Origin of the sequence: Thalassotalea litorea, from assembly GCF_005843925.1 — a bacterium.
GTDB classification, from domain to species: Bacteria; Pseudomonadota; Gammaproteobacteria; order Enterobacterales; family Alteromonadaceae; genus Thalassotalea_A; species Thalassotalea_A litorea_A.
The window spans coordinates 259,433-276,949 of the sequence record NZ_VCBC01000005.1; the positions used below are offsets into that span (position 1 = coordinate 259,433).

16 protein-coding genes are annotated in these 17,517 nt (G+C 43.4%); 1 reads left to right on the plus strand and 15 read right to left on the minus strand.

Going from position 1 to position 17,517, the window contains the following annotated elements; genetic code table 11:
* Window positions 1–119 precede the first annotated feature (119 nt).
* From FE810_RS06595 to FE810_RS06615, 5 genes are all read right to left on the minus strand, one after another.
* Window positions 120–524 (minus strand): hypothetical protein, encoded by a 405-nt coding sequence (locus FE810_RS06595; protein WP_138319229.1) that lies wholly within the window; start codon window positions 522–524, stop codon window positions 120–122.
* 31 nt (window positions 525–555) lie between these two features.
* The gene (locus FE810_RS06600) at window positions 556–762 is read right to left on the minus strand and encodes a hypothetical protein (protein WP_138319230.1); all 207 of its coding nucleotides are present in this window, start codon (window positions 760–762) and stop codon (window positions 556–558) included.
* Window positions 763–963: 201 nt separating this feature from the next.
* Window positions 964–1,341, minus strand: coding sequence for a VOC family protein (locus tag FE810_RS06605; protein ID WP_138319231.1), 378 nt, complete (start codon window positions 1,339–1,341; stop codon window positions 964–966).
* Window positions 1,342–1,379: 38 nt separating this feature from the next.
* Complete coding sequence (locus FE810_RS06610) at window positions 1,380–2,078, minus strand: aspartate/glutamate racemase family protein (protein ID WP_138319232.1); 699 nt, start codon at window positions 2,076–2,078, stop codon at window positions 1,380–1,382.
* 36 nt (window positions 2,079–2,114) lie between these two features.
* Window positions 2,115–3,830, minus strand: coding sequence for a SufS family cysteine desulfurase (locus FE810_RS06615; protein ID WP_138319233.1), 1,716 nt, complete (start codon window positions 3,828–3,830; stop codon window positions 2,115–2,117).
* Between the two features lie 157 nt (window positions 3,831–3,987).
* Between FE810_RS06615 and FE810_RS06620 the strand changes: the two genes are divergently transcribed.
* On the plus strand, window positions 3,988–4,257 hold the full coding sequence (locus FE810_RS06620) for a hypothetical protein (protein WP_138319234.1): 270 nt from the start codon (window positions 3,988–3,990) through the stop codon (window positions 4,255–4,257).
* Here FE810_RS06620 and FE810_RS06625 read toward each other — a convergent pair.
* The 10 genes from FE810_RS06625 to rimP form a co-directional block, all read right to left on the minus strand.
* A complete protein-coding gene (locus tag FE810_RS06625; RefSeq protein ID WP_138319235.1) occupies window positions 4,254–5,666 on the minus strand; it encodes a hypothetical protein in 1,413 nt (470 codons plus the stop codon). The genes FE810_RS06620 and FE810_RS06625 overlap by 4 nt on opposite strands.
* A gap of 186 nt (window positions 5,667–5,852) precedes the next feature.
* Entirely contained in the window at window positions 5,853–6,776 is a 924-nt protein-coding gene (gene nlpI, locus FE810_RS06630) for a lipoprotein NlpI (protein WP_246036936.1), read from the minus strand.
* A 108-nt stretch (window positions 6,777–6,884) separates the two neighbouring features.
* Window positions 6,885–9,005 carry a polyribonucleotide nucleotidyltransferase gene (gene pnp / locus FE810_RS06635; RefSeq protein ID WP_138319236.1) on the minus strand — a complete coding sequence of 707 codons (2,121 nt, stop codon included), beginning with the start codon at window positions 9,003–9,005 and terminating at the stop codon, window positions 6,885–6,887.
* A gap of 283 nt (window positions 9,006–9,288) precedes the next feature.
* A complete protein-coding gene (locus FE810_RS06640) occupies window positions 9,289–10,206 on the minus strand; it encodes a dienelactone hydrolase family protein (RefSeq protein ID WP_138319237.1) in 918 nt (305 codons plus the stop codon).
* Window positions 10,207–10,691: 485 nt separating this feature from the next.
* The gene (gene rpsO, locus FE810_RS06645) at window positions 10,692–10,961 is read right to left on the minus strand and encodes a 30S ribosomal protein S15 (RefSeq protein WP_138319238.1); all 270 of its coding nucleotides are present in this window, start codon (window positions 10,959–10,961) and stop codon (window positions 10,692–10,694) included.
* Between the two features lie 108 nt (window positions 10,962–11,069).
* A complete protein-coding gene (gene truB / locus FE810_RS06650; RefSeq protein WP_138319239.1) occupies window positions 11,070–12,017 on the minus strand; it encodes a tRNA pseudouridine(55) synthase TruB in 948 nt (315 codons plus the stop codon).
* A 5-nt stretch (window positions 12,018–12,022) separates the two neighbouring features.
* Window positions 12,023–12,439 carry a 30S ribosome-binding factor RbfA gene (gene rbfA, locus FE810_RS06655; protein WP_138319240.1) on the minus strand — a complete coding sequence of 139 codons (417 nt, stop codon included), beginning with the start codon at window positions 12,437–12,439 and terminating at the stop codon, window positions 12,023–12,025.
* Window positions 12,440–12,555: 116 nt separating this feature from the next.
* On the minus strand, window positions 12,556–15,207 hold the full coding sequence (infB, locus tag FE810_RS06660) for a translation initiation factor IF-2 (protein ID WP_138319241.1): 2,652 nt from the start codon (window positions 15,205–15,207) through the stop codon (window positions 12,556–12,558).
* Window positions 15,208–15,231: 24 nt separating this feature from the next.
* On the minus strand, window positions 15,232–16,728 hold the full coding sequence (nusA, locus tag FE810_RS06665; RefSeq protein ID WP_138319242.1) for a transcription termination factor NusA: 1,497 nt from the start codon (window positions 16,726–16,728) through the stop codon (window positions 15,232–15,234).
* 30 nt (window positions 16,729–16,758) lie between these two features.
* Window positions 16,759–17,214, minus strand: coding sequence for a ribosome maturation factor RimP (rimP, locus tag FE810_RS06670; protein ID WP_138319243.1), 456 nt, complete (start codon window positions 17,212–17,214; stop codon window positions 16,759–16,761).
* Between the last annotated feature and the right edge of the window lie 303 nt (window positions 17,215–17,517).

The window sequence follows — 17,517 nt, forward strand, 5'->3', positions numbered from 1 at the left end:
TCGACAAATACTTGAGTGTATAGAAGTCGCTGTCGTTTGACGCTATGCAAAGTAATAAGGAGCCGCCCACGAAAACGGGGGAAGACAATGTTGCTGTTTAATGGCCAGCAATAGGGACACTAACGCGATATTTGGTACAGTTTTAGTGATGGAAACTCGCAGTCCATTGTTTGGACATAAATATTCCGTTCAGCCCACATTATTTCAAGATCGTACAAGCAAAACGAATACTTATTCGGATCCTCGGCCCATACCCCCTCAGATTTCACCGACACGGATGTAAATAGTTCATTATCATTCGCCCACCAGACTAGCACCAGATAGTCGCAACTAGCCCCGTCATGAAAGATCACAAATGATGGAGTATTCACCCAATCAATATTTCTAGCTAATTTTACGTCTTTAAGGCGTGGCAAATATTTTGATTTCTCGACAGCGTCATTGTGAGCAGAAATTGTATAGATTTTACTATTGGTTTCGTCTAACCAGTCAATCTGGCCTTCAATACTGCGAGGTTTAAACATAACTATCCTTGTTTAATTTCTTACTATGTGGCTATTGATACCAAACAGTTACGACCAATGTTGCTGGCATCCAAGAGCCACCACTTTGTGACTGAGTAATATTTTTAATCTCTACATCTGGTTTAGAAGCTAACCAAAGATTAATTTCGGCTTCCAAACCACAATCGGTTACTGTCGTAGAACTAGGCCAGAAACCTTGCTTAGGTTTAATGACTTTTGTGAATATTTTAGCGTTCATTTTCGAATTACACTCCTTGTTAATTTAATCATTTAACGCCCGCATTAGCGGTGGGATTGAATTGGCTATCATCGTGAATTTCAAACGTAAACCCAATATTTTTACGCCCGCTCCATGATGCTGTTGTTAGGCATTATACCTATCCCCTTTTGATTAACCGGTTATAAAATAAACCATTGTTCGTATAGCATTTATCTATGCCTATGGCAGCGGTTTTTCCGCCATTATCGATAGTAAATTGCCATCCGGATCTCGTAAAAATCCCAACCAAAGTTCATGATCCGGCATTTTAGCCGCAAGTTGTGGTGCTCTTTCAAATATGGCACCGCGGGACTGTATTTCACTTGCGTAATTGTCGATATCATCAACCTGATAATATATTACCGAAGTGTGGTGGTCACGCTGCTCACCCTGTTGTTCCGTCAACATTAATCGAGTGTCTCCGGCTTGCACAAACGCCATCGATGGCGGCGCTTCAAACAATAAAGTAAGTTCTAATACCTTAGTGTAAAAGTCGATGGCCATCTTAATATCGGATACTGCAATCGCAATTTGACCTATTTTCTGAATGCTTGCCATCGAACTCTTCTCCATGATGTTGTGCCAATTATCTGCCTTTAACTCATCGACAGCGCAAAGTTCACCGCTGCCTGACAATGCAATTCAGTTGTATCGAGCAAAGGGAGTTGTGAATCGCTTTGCTTGACGAGCAAGCCAATTTCAGTGCAACCCAGTACCACCGATTGCGCACCATTATCTGCGAGCTTAGCAATAATCTTCAGGTATTCCGCTCTCGAGCAATCCTTTATTTGTCCTTGTACAAGCTCTTGATAGATAATGTTATGGACGGTTTGTCGCTCATCGGCATTAGGCGTTAACATTGAAACCTTATATTTATCCTCAATGCGTTGCTTATAAAAATCCTGTTCCATGGTAAAGCAGGTACCAAGCAATCCGGATTTCTGATGACCTAATTGATTTAAATAGGCGCCAGTGACATCGCCAATATGTAATAGTGGGATGGATACCGCCTGCTGAACTTGCTCGGCGACCAAATGCATTGTGTTAGTGCAAATCAATAAAACATCGGCGCCAGCTTGCTCAAGTTTTTGCCCACATTCGCTAAGTAATATGCCGGCACCTTGCCAATCGCCTTTTTGTTGCATCGCTTCAATTTCGGCAAAATCGACGCTTATCATAACGATTTTTGCGCTATGAAAGCCTCCTAAACGTTGATTAACCAATTGATTAATTTTGTCATAGTAACTTCGCGTCGACTCCCAACTCATGCCTCCCAGCAAACCAATCGTTTTCATTTTTAAATATCCTTATCCATCACTCATGTTAACGCTTTATGCTTGCGAGCCTGCAAGTTCTTTAATTCGTTTCACGATTGCCAACAAACCATTGCCCCGGGAAGGACTTAAATGCTGCATCAATCCTAACTCTGCAAACAAAGGCTCAAAATCGAGTCTGGTAATTTGTTGTGGTGTCTTGTTTTCACTCGCAATAAGAATGATAAACAAAAGCCCACGGATCACTCTGGCATCGCTGTCGGCAACAAAGCTGAAACCATCGACGTTTGCTTCGTCAATTTTTAACCAGGCATTACTTTCACACCCTGAGATCAGGATATCATCTGAACGCTCCGATTTTGCCATTCTTGGTAATGCTTTCCCTAACAACATAATTTCACGATGTTTTGCATCCCAGCCTTGTGCCCGGGAAAATTTTTGTCTGAGTTGTTGCCACTGAAGGTTCATTGCGCCGTGAGATTCTTCTGTCGAATCCGACATCGGTATCTTCACTAATTCAGACTGTTGCGCATCAGCAATAGCCGCTGCAGAGAAGTCTTCGTTAACAAACTGGTTAATGCATTGCACTAGGGTGTCGATTTCTTGGTAAGAATTATAAGGCGCGAGGGATACTCTCACGCAACCGGACAATTGCAGATATTGCATTAATGGCATGGCACAATGGTGACCACTGCGCACGGCAATGCCTTTACTATCAAGATACGATGCAAGGTCTTGATGATGCAGGGAACTCAACGTAAAGCTAAAAATGGGTAAATCTGGGCTTTTGGTTACCAGCCATCGTAACCCTTTAACCTGATTCAATTTCTGATAAGCATAAGCGATGAGATCTTGTTCATACTGCAACGCCTGTTGATATTGATCGCTCGATAAGAAATCAATACAGGCCCCCATCGCAATCACTGCGGTAAGGTTCGGGGTGCCCGCTTCAAATTTATGAGGAATTTCATTAAATTGTGTGCACTCAAAACTCACCTTTTTAATCATCTCGCCACCGAATTGATAAGGAGGCATAGCATCGAGCAATGCTTTACGCCCATACAATATACCTAAGCCGGCGGGACCAAACATTTTATGAGCGGAGAACACTACAAAATCGACATCCAGACTTTGCACATCAATTTTCAAATGCGCCACCGTTTGTGCAGCATCCAAAACCGTTATCGCATTTACCGATTTGGCTTTGGAAAATAAGGATTGTATCGGGTTCACCTTACCGAGAACGTTTGAAGCATGATTAATACTCAAAAATTTACATTTTTCCGTCACTAATGGAAGCGACTTTTCGACATCAATTCTTCCCGACTCATCAACGGGCAAGATCACCAACTTTGCGTCACATTGCTGGGCAAGTTGTTGCCAGGGAACAATATTGGCATGATGTTCCGCCACCGAAATTACAATTTCATCACCCTTCGAAATACGCTGCATTCCAATGGTCGCAACCAATAAATTGATTGACTCCGTTGTTCCTTTCGTCCAGATAACCTGCTCACGGGCAGGAGCATTGATAAAGGCAGCAACCTTATCTCTCGATTGTTCATATAAAGTCGTGGCGTTTGCACTTAAATGATGGGCGCCACGATGAACATTTGCGTTGCAATGCTCAAGTTGACTGGCAACAGCCTGTATTACGGGGATTGGCTTTTGAGTGGTCGCCGCATTATCGCAATAAATTAACGGGTAGCCATTAATAACCTGCTGAAGAATGGGGAATTGTGATCGAAATTCTGGCAATAAAAATTGTGTCATCTTGATAGTATTTAAGTACCGATTTTTGCCTGGATAGAAATTATACCCTAACAACTGGCAATTTTTGTTAGACAAATCAGGATTTTTTACAGTTTAGCCAGCAAAATAATCGATACAGGTCTATAACTAATAGTGTAAATCAGTTAGAGACATAACAATGACGATTTTTTCCTGGTTCAATCAAAATAAAACCCAACAAATCAGTGATTCAAACGAAGCTAACACAGGGAAACGGTTATCAAAAGATAACCTAATACCACTTCATCATCGTGGTAAAACTATGTGGCCAATCGCGAAAGTTCGCCTGATAGATATTAAGTCTAGTGCGAATGATGTGAAAGCCACAGATTCAGTGACAGCCATCACAGATATTTCTGAACGACTTGACTCCGATTTGGTCGGTGAAAAGTACGTAATTAACGACTAGTCTGCCGCCTTAGGCGGTTGCAGTGTCGAGGATACCATGAATTTTTTCATGGCATATTCACCTGCATTCATGGCATATATTTGTTGATACACGTGAGAAAGCGGTAAACTGTTGTAACGCATCGCACCCCAGGTGTGTTGGGGTTTGAAACTCGCCCGCGCCTGTTGATCACAGGTCTGTGCGTTGAACAAGCCTACTTCATCTTGAAATTCTTCCGGCGTGCCAAGTACCCTCTTACCATTTACCATCTGGGTTATCGGTGTGGTTGGCTTAATCAAGACACCCCAAGGAATTTTCCCTAGCACTTGCCGACGAGCTTGCGTGTCCGAATCAAACTCACTTCTTGGCGTGGAATCAACAACGATATTGTTGGCCACCGCGCTAAATTCATTAACCTGACACACCTGATGATTTTTTGGCAATGGATATTCATCGATAAAGCCGATTAAATGTAAAAGTTCATGCTTGAAAACATGCACATCATCAAACCTATCCAAATACAACACCCCATGGTTTACATTGGCTCGTCCATGATCCGATAACACCCCAATATAATCCACACCGGATTTTTGACGATATGGCGATATGGCTCTAAGACTACATTGTAAACGAGCACTAGTCAGGTTATTACAATCCAAAACCGATTTGGGAATATATTTTGGCGGGTACAGGCAAAATTCCTGTGCGATAAATGGGTCTTGTTGAATACTTTGAAACAGGAAATTTAGCCGCCTGAGATTGGCCAATGAACCCGCAAAAAATTGCACGGAATTGGCACAGTTTTGTTTAAACGGGGATGCAAACCCAACGGCATTCGTTTGTTGCCAATAATCATTAATGGCAAACTGCCTGACGTCACCCAATAGACGATGGTTAGGATTTTCCTGAGCAAGTTTCATCGAAGCATCCCGCACAAGATCGCCCTGCTCTGCTGCAATCGCTAACCGTAATTGTAATGAGAAAAACGTCTCCGAATTCGTATCTAGTTTGCCAATAAGGGATTTGGCCTTAGGGTAATCATTTTGACTAATGAATCGCAAAACTTGAGCTTCTATCGCTCTGGGATAGTTCAACTGCAAAGCATGCTCAAACCAAACATTAGCCTGATGGTTTTGATGTTGTCGCGTAAAATATTGATATAAAGAAAATGCGGTTTCACCATCATTTTGTGCCAGTCGACGGCTAAGTGGTAGCCACGTGGGATCGGTTGGCTGAAGGTCGTTTAGTTTGAGCTTGAACGCCAACGGACGGTTAAATTGCTCTCCCAGTTTACGTATAAAGGTTTGCTCTGGATATTGAGATAGCGCTTCGTCGAGAGACGTTTTAATCCAGACAGGATTGAGAGCAAGGATAATCGCACAACAAGCGGCGATCAAAGCAGTCGATACAATAACAGGTATAACTTTCAACGTTGGCGACTCAATAACATAGCTAAATCGCTATCTAAAATACCGTTTAACTGCGTATACAACAAGTTTTCACCGTCATTTTTCGATTCAGTCAAGGCCATAAATTTGATATGCAAAATCTCTGATCTCGCCGCTGAATCGCACCGTTGAAACGATATCGCTGAACAGACAGTTACGAATTAATTTCTATTCAACGACCGGTTGTTGCTCTTCATTTAGAGGTTGAGCAACATTTACCTTTAGCAGTTCCAACTCAAGTTTTGCGTATCTGTGTTCAATAAACTCATACACATTCGTACTCAAGGCAAGCTTGAAGTAATTAGACGAATTATCTGGCAATTCCTTTATCTGATTGAACTTACCGAGATAAAAATAGCCTTCACAGAGGCGATCCGTTAGCTCTTTACTGCTAGTCACACCTATGGTCAATTCGTCGATGAATTCTCCTTCGCTCATTTCGCCAAGAAACAGTCGCAAGATGTTATTCGCCCAACTGTTATGGGGCAGACTGCCATAATTGGCCTGAAGATTCTGTTTAGCTACCTGTGGATCAATTTCATATTCCACCAAGTATAACCAGGCCATACGATAAGGGTCGAACTGTTCCTGAAGCTGAAATTTTTGAATATCTGCCACGGCCATTTCCGCTCGACCGCCATAATATAAGGCAATGCCTCGATTTAAATACGCATACTGATGTTGCGGCTCTAATTCGATGGCCGAATCGAAGGCTTCATAAGCAAGATTAAATTCTTGACGCTGGGTATGGTGAATGCCCATAAAGTTGTAGGCATCAACTAAATCCGGTTGTAAGCGCAATGCTCGTTGAAAATCAAAACTGGCTAATGAGCGCAAACCAACGCTATCAAAGATAACGCCACGATCATAAAATAGTTTCGCTCGTTGCTCTTCGGTCACTTCAACACGCTGAATAATCTCCGAGAGTCGAGCTAATGCCAGCTCACTTTGCGGGTTGATCGCCATCGGCTCAGCGATCACCAAATTGGAGATCCCTTCAGAGGAAGAACTTGAGGTTGTTGAACAACCCTGAGACAAGCCAAGTAGAATTAGCAGGGCGACTGATGTTGCACGACGCGCAATTAGATTCAAAATTTACCAACCTGGTCCATTTAACACATTCTTTACATTATAAATAAAAGGGAGCTAAACAGCTCCCTTTTTTCTAACAAAATTAATTGTTTGATTTATCGTTTTTGATTACTCTTCAGAAGCTGGTGCTTCTGCAGACTTCTCAACCGCTTCTTTCATGCTCAAACGAACACGACCCTGGCGGTCAACTTCAAGAACTTTAACGGTTACTTCCTGACCTTCGCTCAAGTAATCCGTTACATTATTCACGCGCTCTTCAGAGATTTGTGAAATGTGAACCAGACCATCTTTACCTGGAAGTACGTTAACGAATGCACCGAAATCAACGATACGAACGACTTTACCCGTGTAGATAGTACCGACTTCGATTTCCGCTGTTAACGCAGTAATACGAGCGATTGCATCTTCAGCTTGCTTGCCGTCAGTAGCTGCGATCTTAACCGTACCATCGTCTTCAATTTCGATAGTGGTGCCAGTTTCTTCGGTCAATTGACGGATAGTCGCGCCACCTTTACCGATAACGTCACGGATTTTATCTGAGTTGATCTTCATCGTATGAATACGAGGAGCAAATTCAGAGATATCGTCGCGGTGAGCATTGATTGCTGCATCCATCACGCTAAGGATGTGAATACGCGCACCCTTGGCTTGATTAAGAGCGGTTTGCATGATCTCTTGAGTGATACCTTCAATTTTGATATCCATCTGCAATGCAGTAATACCATTTGATGTACCAGCAACTTTAAAGTCCATGTCACCTAAGTGATCTTCATCACCTAAGATATCAGAAAGAACAACGTGGCTGTCACCTTCTTTAACAAGGCCCATTGCGATACCGGCAACAGAATCTTTAATTGGAACACCAGCATCCATCAATGCAAGTGAAGTACCACATACAGAAGCCATCGATGATGAACCGTTTGATTCTGTGATCTCAGAAACTACACGAACTGAATATGGGAATTCTTCGATAGTCGGCATAACCGCCAAGATACCGCGTTTTGCCAAACGACCGTGGCCGATTTCACGACGCTTAGGAGAGCCGATAAAACCAGTTTCACCTACACAGTATGGAGGGAAGTTATAGTGCAACATGAAGGTGTCAGTCTTTTCACCAAGAATGGTTTCGATACGTTGTGCATCACGTTGCGTTCCAAGTGTCGCAGTCACTAAGGCCTGAGTTTCACCACGAGTAAACACAGCAGAGCCGTGAGTACGTGGTAATACGCCAGTCATCACATCAAGAGCACGGATCATTTCAGGATCACGACCATCGATACGAGGAGCACCTGAGGTAATACGCTCACGAACAATTTTCTTTTCTAAGTCATGCAATAAATCTTTAGCATCACCTTCGTCCAGTTCTTCGCCTTCGGCTAAATCCGCATTTAACTGAGCAAGTACTTTGGTTTTGATTTCGCCAATCGCTTCATAACGCTTAGCTTTCTCAGTAATCTGATATGCATCAGTAATGTCACTGCTGGCAAGTTCAGAAATCTTAGCAACAAGTGCTTCGTTTTTCGCTGGTGCTGCCCAGTTCCAAGAAGGAGTATTAACTTCTGCTGCAAATTCTTTAATTGCATTGATAGCCGTTTGAGATTGCTCATGGCCATATACTACAGCGCCAAGCATCACTTCTTCAGATAAGACTTCAGCTTCTGACTCAACCATAAGTACGGCAGAATCAGTACCCGCCACAACTAGGTCTAGTTTACTTTCTGCAAGCTCAGCCTGAAGTGGGTTCAATACGTATTTGTCGTTGATGTAACCAACACGAGCCGCACCAATTGGACCACTAAATGGAATACCAGAAATCGCTAATGCTGCTGACGTACCTAACAATGAGATAATGTCAGGGGCAATTTCAGGGTTTGCAGATACAACCGTGATAACTACCTGAACTTCGTTAGTGAAACCTTCAGGGAATAGAGGACGGATTGGACGGTCAATTAATCGAGCCGTTAACGTTTCTTCTTCCGAAGGACGACCTTCACGCTTGAAGAAACCGCCTGGGATTTTACCCGCAGCGTAGGTTTTCTCTTGATAGTTAACAGTTAGTGGGAAAAAGTCTTGGCCAGGTACGGCTTCTTTTTTACCAACAACTGATACTAATACGCTCGTATCATCCATGCTTGCCATGACAGCTGCGGTTGCTTGACGAGCAATAACTCCAGTTTCTAGAGTTACTTTATGCTGTCCGAATTCAAATGTTTTAGTAATCGGAGTCACTTTCTTTTCCTTATCTTTTAATACCATTTGGTATTAGGTATGTATTTTCATATATTAATTCGAGGGTAATTATACGCACTTAAATTGTGAATGCCAGCAAAAGAAAATGAAGCTTTGTCGTCATTCTAATCAGAGCAATTACCGGCAATACCGTATGCACGACCTGACTGCGAAGTTATTCGACAAATAATTGAAGTTGCTGATGATAAACCCTAAAAAAAGCGGCTTCCGTTTACCAGAAACCGCTTAATTAAATGCAATCGATTTTGCGTGAAATAACAGCTTATGCCGTTAAGTGCTGTTTGAAGAAATCTACCGTTCTTTGCCAGGCAAGTTCCGCCGACTTTTCATCGTAGCGGGACGTCGAATCATTATGGAATCCATGATTCGCACCTTGATACATATGCATGGTGTATTCAGCGCCCGCTTGCTTAAGATCTTCTTCGTATTCAGGCCAGCTTGCATTGACGCGCTTATCTAACTCAGCCAGTTGGATTTGCAACGGCGCCGTTATGTTTTTACGAAGTTCGCGCGCCGCAGGGGTGCCGTAAAAAGGTACGCCTGCATTTAAATCCTCTCCCATCGTAGCGGCTAACATATTGACAATGTAACCGCCAAAACAAAAGCCTACGGCACCTAATTTGCCATTACCGGATTCGTGGTTTTTGAGAAAATTCGCAGCCGCAATAAAATCCTGTTCAATTTTTGCTCGATCCATTGAGCGCTGCATGCTTCTGCCTTCATCATCATTGCCTGGATATCCACCTAAGGGATATAGGGCATCCGGCGCTAATGCAATAAAACCTGCTTTACCAAGGCGACGTGCGACATCTTTTACATAGGGATTAAGACCACGATTTTCATGGATAACCAAAACAACCGGCGTCTTAGCATCAAGTTTTGCCGGTGTGACTAAATAGCCCTGCCCTTCACCGTGACCCTGCGGTGAAGGAAACTTTGCGTAACTTGCGTGAATATCTGGATCATTAAAGGATACTTGCTCTGCTTTCGCGTAGTTTGGCAATAACGATGACGTGAGAACACTAAGGGTTAAACCAGCGACAGCCAAGCCAGATAGACGCGTTAAAAATGTGCGTCGGTCAATTAAACCATGTGCATATTCATCATACCAGTCAAATGCTTCTTGAGGAATTTGATGTAACGGCTGCGCCTGGGCACCATTGTTTTTCTGATTTTCCATGACTTTACCTTTGTTATTTAGATTGTAATTTAGATTGTAATTTAAGCTTTTATTTTCAAATTTGTTGTTAAGCTTTTATTCGCCGTCTTATTCGACTGCTTATACACACGGTATAGAGACAGGTTTTATGCTCTGCTCTTGTATAATCTGCTGACGATGTCCGTTTGCTTGATAACGACTGTAATAAGAACGCAATAAAACCGGTAAAAATATACTATTGCATGGGTTATTAATAAGTGCAATTAATCGGGCCAGAGAAATGTGGCAGGGATCAAATAAAAAGATATTCAAAGGGTTAGATAGTAATGGGTAACTTTACCGGAACCGGTGGCAATAAGTGTGGCTAACGTTTTTGCTCGTTAGGATTTTAAGATTTTAATGCTGAGCCGTTTTAGAGAGCATATCGAACAGAGCCAAAGACTGACTATGAAAAAACAAAAAAGGCCGCGAATGCGGCCTTTTTGTAAAGTTCAAAGAACTTATTCTTAGCGACGTAGGCCTAAACGAGCGATAAGATCGCTGTAACGAGCTACGTTTTTACCTTTAAGGTAGTCAAGAAGCTTACGACGCTGGCTAACCATGCGAAGTAGACCACGACGAGAGTGGTGATCGTGGATGTGCTCTTTAAAGTGACCTTGAAGGTGGTTGATTTGTGTAGTAAGTAAAGCAACTTGTACTTCTGGTGAACCAGTATCACCTTCAGATTGACCAAATTCTTTAACAATTTCAGCTTTTTGTTGTGCCGTTAGCGACATAATAAACTCCAAATAAACTTAGCCAGACCGATCACTAATTCAGTCCGACTGACAAAAGAGGCGGTATTCTAACAAGATTAACCGCCAGTGCAAGTAATTATTGAGGATTTAACTCTCGGTATCGTGATCAACGACCAAACGTTTCGGCGCTAATAAGCCGTCATCGTTTAACAGACCAACACCGATAAAGCGATTTTCTTCTTCAATTACAATTTTCATTAAACCGGATTCACTAAGCCCAGGTACCAGCACCGGGTTACCATGGCGCAGATAACCCGCCATTTCGCTATCGACTCTTGCTTCAGGCAATTCGCTAACAGCGGTGTCCATCGGTAGCAATAACGGCTCAAGTACGGTCGAAGGGGTGATATCCTTTTCTTTGGCATCTGCCAACAACTGTTCCAAAGTTTCCAGCGTCACCATTTTATCTCGTGGATACTGGCCTACGGACACGCGGCGCAACATACTGACATGGGCGCCACAACCTAAACGTTCTCCCAAGTCATCCACGATGGTGCGGATATACGTACCTTTAGATACGTGAATTTCCATATCGACTTCATCGTCCTCAAAGCGCAACATATCCAGTCGATACACGGTAATATCGCGAGCTTCACGTTCGACTTCGATGCCTTCCCTCGCATATTTATACAAAGGTTGACCTTTGTACTTTAATGCCGAGTACATCGAAGGTACTTGTTTGGTCGTACCGCGAAAGAAATCCAACGCTTCGGCTAATTGCTCTTCGCTTACCGAAACCGGTTTTTCAGACACCACATCACCAGCGGCATCCGAAGTTGTTGTACGGATCCCGAGTTTTGCCGTTACGATATATGTTTTATCGGTATCCAACAGAAACTGAGAAAACTTAGTCGCTTCGCCAAAACAAATCGGCAACATACCTGTCGCGAGCGGATCAAGCGCCCCGGTATGCCCTGCTTTATTGGCAAAATAAATACGTTTTACCGCTTGTAATGCATGGTTGGACGACATTTCATAAGGTTTGTCGAGTAACAACACACCATCGACCTGACGACCTTTTCTACGTCTTGCCATGAAAACTAATCCTGCTTATCTGTGCTTTGCTCGTCATCGCTGTCGCCATTATCACCGGAGCGACGCTTGTCTTCCGACACGGCTTGATCGACTAACGTGCTCATTCGAACACCTTCGACCAATGACTTGTCATATTCGAAGCGGATGTGCGGCATTATACGAGCGCGCAGACGTTTGGCGAGTAATGAACGAACATAACCGGCGGCGTCTTCTAGCACTTTTAACGCTGCATTAATTTTTTCCTGATCATCATCAAAAAATGTGACAAAGACTTTTGCGTATGCAAGATCGCGTGTGACTTCAACCGCAGAAACGGTCATCATCGACAAACGTGGGTCTTTAATTTCCCGTTGCAAAATCATCGCAACTTCTTTTTGAATCTGTTGGCCAACCCGATCAGTACGGGCATATTCTCTTGCCATGAGAATCTCCATTAGGTTTTCGCAACTCATAGGCACTCGGCCAAATTGCGGAGAATTTCATCTACAAAAAATGGGAGCCAGGCCCCCATTTTATTTATCGTATTTCAGGGTTCGAATTATAAGGTACGCTTAACTTCAACCGTCTCAAATACTTCGATTTGGTCACCCACTTTTACGTCATTATAGTTCTTAACGCCGATACCACATTCGGTACCATTGCGAACTTCTGGCACGTCATCTTTAAAACGACGTAGTGATTCTAGTTCACCTTCGTAAATTACCACGTTCTCGCGAAGTACGCGGATTGGGGCACTACGTTTAACGATACCTTCAGTAACCATACAACCGGCAATGGCGCCAATTTTTGGAGATTTGAAGACATCACGCACGTCGGCAATACCGATGATTTCCTGTTTAAATTCAGGTGCTAACATACCACTCATGGCTTGTTTCACTTCATCGATTAGCTGATAAATGACGCTATAGTAACGCAAATCAAGGTTCTCAGATTCAATCACTTTACGGGCTGAAGCATCTGCACGTACGTTGAAACCAACAACAATTGCATTAGATGCGGCGGCGAGTGAGGCATCCGTTTCGGTGATACCACCAACACCAGAACCAACAATCTTAACTTTCACTTCATCCGTAGAAAGCTTCACAAGAGAATCGGAAATCGCTTCTAAAGAACCTTGTACGTCAGATTTAAGAACAATATTTACTTCAGAGACATCGCCTTCCGCCATATCTGTAAACATGTTTTCAAGTTTAGCTTTTTGCTGACGGGCAAGTTTCACGTCACGGAATTTACCTTGACGATACAAGGCAACTTCTCGCGCTTTACGTTCATCTTTCACAACCGTAGCTTCATCACCTGACTGTGGAACACCACTAAGACCTAAAATCTCAACAGGGATTGATGGACCCGCTTCCTGGATTGCACGACCAAGTTCATCGCGCATCGCTCGAACACGACCGTATTCCAGACCACAAAGAACGATATCACCTTGTTTTAATGTACCTTCCTGAACCAGAACCGTAGCAACTGGACCACGACCTTTATCAAGTTTCGATTCAATCACCACACCGTTTGCCATTTTATCGACAACAGCAGTTAGCTCTAGAACTTCCGATTGTAACAATACAGAATCTAATAATTCGTCGATACCGGTACCAGATTTAGCAGATACATGAACGAACTGAACATCCCCACCCCAGTCTTCTGGGATTACGTTGTGTTGAGACAATTCATTCTTAACACGATCCGGATCTGCCGTTTCTTTATCCATCTTGTTGACAGCGATAATAATTGGCACCTCAGCGGCGCGAGCATGTTGAATCGCTTCGACAGTCTGTGGCATTACACCATCATCTGCAGCCACAACGATAATGACGATATCCGTTGCTTTTGCACCACGTGAACGCATTGATGTAAATGCGGCGTGACCTGGAGTATCCAAGAAAGTGATCATGCCATGACCCGTTTCTACGTGATACGCACCAATGTGCTGGGTAATACCACCGGCTTCGCCTGCGGCAACCTTCGCTTCACGGATATAATCAAGTAATGAGGTTTTACCGTGGTCAACGTGACCCATGATGGTAACAACCGGAGCACGGCTCACTGAATCACCTTCTGCACCACGATCTTCAAGAACCTGCTCTTCAAGCGCATTCTCTTTCACAAGAGTTGCTTTGTGGCCCATTTCTTCAACCACTAATTGTGCAGTTTCTTGGTCAATGACCTGGTTAATGGTTGCCATCGCACCCATTTTAAACATTACTTTAACAACTTCGGCGCCTTTAATTGCCATTTTATCGGCAAGTTCAGCAACGGAAATCGTTTCACCGATACGAATTTCACGCTCGACGGCTTTGGCAGGTTTTTGGAAACCATGCTGCAAAGAAGTCGGTGCACTTAACGTACCCTTACGACCACGGCTTTGACGACCTTTCGCGCCTTGGTCTTTCGTTTTCTTCTTCTTACGACGACGGCGACCGCCACCTTCGTCTTCACGATCAACGTTATCTTCCGCTTCTTGCGCATAAACAGATGACGTTACGTGAACAACTTCTTGTTCTTTACGCTTACGCTCAGCTTCTTGCTCTTTCCAGCGAGCTTCATTTTCTTCCGCAAGTTTCGCTGCGGCTTCAGCGGATTTTTTCGCTTCTTCTTCGGCTTTGGCTTTCGCTTCGGCTTCTTGCGCTAAACGAATACGTTTCTCTTCTTCGTTCTCTGGCTTTTCTACGACAGGCTCTTTGGCTTTTTCCTGAGCTTGCGCTTGCGCACGTGCTTTAGTTTCAGCATCGATTTTCGCCTTCGCTTCTGCTTTGGCTTTTGCTTCGGCTTCTGCCTTGGCTCTGGCTTCCGCGTCTGCTTTCGCCTTCGCTTCGGCTTCTGCTTTAGCTTGTGCTTCCGCTTCCGCTTTGGCTTTCGCTTCCGCTTCTGCCTGAGCTTTCAATTCCAAATCACTGGCTTTCACGTAAGTACGCTTCTTGCGCACTTCAACCTGAACCTGTTTCGCTTTACTACCAGAACCGGTGGTAATGGTCGATTTGGTCTTACGATTAAGCGTCATCCGCGATGGCTTGTTACCTGTTGTGTCACCGTGTTGTTTCTTCAGGTGTTCTAACAAGGTTTCTTTTTCTTTCTCAGTAACACTGTCACTGGCGCTTTTTTTAATGCCAGCATCAGCTAACTGCTTCAGCAATTTAGCTTCATCAGTGCCTATATCTGTAGCAAGTTGATTTACGGTTACATCTGTCATCTAATCTTTTCTCCTTGCCAGTTCTTATTCTTCATTGAACCAACAAATATTTCGTGCAGCCATAATAAACTCTGCTGCTTTCTCTTCACTTAGCTCTTCGATATCGGAAATCTCATCCACACCCTGTTCCGCTAAATCTTCCAGGGTGATCACGCCGCGGCTGGCTAAAACAAAAGCCAGATGACGTTCCATACCTTCCAAGTTTAATAAGTCTTCAGCAGGTTCTGCACCTTCAAGACTCTCTTCACTCGCTAAAGCTGCTGTGGTTAACGCGCCTTGGGCACGTTCACGCAACTCTTCAACGATATCTTCATCTAAGCCATTAACTTCCAGTAATTCACTTACCGGAACATAAGCAATTTCTTCCAACGTTGAGAAACCTTCCTCTACCAGCATAGTGGCAAAGTCATCATCGATGTCTAATTTCTCGGTAAACAAGTTAATTACCTTGTCATTTTCCGCCTGATGCTTAGCGTTCATATCTTCAACGGTCATTACGTTTAATTCCCAGCCAGTTAACTGACTCGCTAAACGAATGTTTTGACCACTCTTGCCGATTGCCATGGCAAGATTGCCTTCTTCAACCGCAATATCCATTGAGTTGGCATCTTCATCAACAATAATAGAAGCCACTTCTGCAGGTGCCATCGCATTGATAACAAACTGAGCCGCGCTGTCATCATATAAAACGATGTCAACACGTTCACCGGCTAATTCGCCAGAAACGGCTTGTACTCGAGAACCACGCATACCAACACAAGCGCCGACAGGGTCAATACGTCGGTCGTTAGATTTCACCGCGATTTTAGCGCGAGAACCAGGATCACGAGCAGCGCCCTTGATTTCCAACATTTCTTCGCCAATTTCCGGTACTTCAACACGGAATAACTCAATCAGCATTTCCGGCTTAGCACGACTGACAAATAACTGTGCGCCACGGGCTTCAGGTTTGATTTCATATAACAAACCACGAATACGATCACCTGGACGGAATACTTCGCGAGGTAGCATTTCGTCACGGAAGATTACCGCCTCGGCATTGTTGCCAAGATCCAAAATAACGCTTTCACGATTCGCTTTTTTCACGACACCGGTAATGATCTCACCTAACTGGTCTTGATATTCATCAACAACTTTCGCACGTTCAGCTTCACGAACCTTTTGTACGATGACCTGTTTTGCGGTTTGAGTGGTAATGCGGTCAAATTTAATCGATTCAATTTGATCTTCAGTATATTCGCCCAGTTGAATATCTTCTCTTTCAACTTGAGCGGCTGCTAAACCAACTTCAGCGTAAGGGTTTTCTAAACCTTCATCGCTATCTTCAACCACTAGCCAGCGACGGAAAGTATCGAATTCACCGCTTTCACGGTCGATGCTTACACGAACTTCAATATCGCCTTCATATTTTTTCTTCGTCGCAGTTTCCAAAGCAGTTTCCATTGCTTTAAAAATACTTTCACGCGGCAGAGCTTTTTCATTCGAAACCGCATCGACAACCAGTAATATTTCCTTACTCATCCTAACTAGCCTCTCTTATTCTATTTACAACTAAAACTTGGCAATTAAGTTCGCTTTAGCCACATTGGCTATCGGCAACTCATAACTTTCACCATCCACTTCAACAATTAAGTTGTCGCTTTCTATCGCCTCAAGGATCCCCTTGAACTTACGGCGACCGTTTAATGGCATACCAAGTTTTACATCAACAGTTTCGCCAACTACTTCTTCGTAATGGGCTTTTTCAAATAATGGACGGTCAACTCCCGGAGATGACACTTCCAGGTTATATTCTGTACTAATGGGATCTTCAACATCCAAAATTGCACTCACCTGACGGCTTACTTCGGCACAATTATCGACATTGACGCCATTTTCATGATCGATGTACAAACGCAATACTGAATGGTTGCCGGCACTAATGTATTCAATACCTAATAGCTCCATATCGGCCATTTCGACCGCAGGACGTAACATTTCAGTAAGTTTTTGTTCAAAATTGCTCAATCACATTCTCCAAAAACAAAAAAAGGGCATAAAGCCCAGTAAAAAACACCAAAAGCTGAATCGTTTTTAAGTAAATATTGCCCTTTAACCTCACGGTCAGGCGCGAATATTAAAACCGGCAAACAATAAAAACGAAAAAGCCCCAATTTACACGGGGCTTTGTACTGAACCCTTTGTGTTACTGAATTAGCGCACTAATTCAGTCCCGTAAACCACTAATGTATCTGCTTAGAGTCACAGTCAGATATCAGTTCACGGCAAAGCTGGGGCAAATTATAAAGGCTGTTGACTAAGATCGCAATA